Origin of the sequence: Pseudoalteromonas sp. GW168-MNA-CIBAN-0100, from assembly GCF_040309225.1 — a bacterium.
GTDB lineage: Bacteria > Pseudomonadota > Gammaproteobacteria > Enterobacterales > Alteromonadaceae > Pseudoalteromonas > Pseudoalteromonas arctica.
On sequence record NZ_JBEOOL010001165.1, the window covers coordinates 1 to 232 of the forward strand.

1 pseudogene is annotated in these 232 nt (G+C 37.9%); it reads right to left on the reverse strand.

Annotated features, from left to right (window positions below):
* Positions 1-232, reverse strand: a pseudogene (locus AAEY62_RS25045) (hypothetical protein); the annotation flags it as partial.

Below are 232 nucleotides of genomic sequence, written 5' to 3' on the forward strand. Positions count from 1 at the left end.
GTGCCATACCAGCAATAGTGGGTAGTTCGTAGGTAGGAATAACTACACCACTCATATCTAAGCCAATTAACCAGCGATCAATGTCAAACTGACTATCTTGCTTATAGCCTATAAGCAAAAGTGTTTTATCTGCATTAAAATCGCTTGGAATAGTCACTTTATTTTGCGTTAAACTTTCGCCGTCAATCGTTGGAAATTGTTTACCAATTACTTGCTGATTTGGGTACTGAGT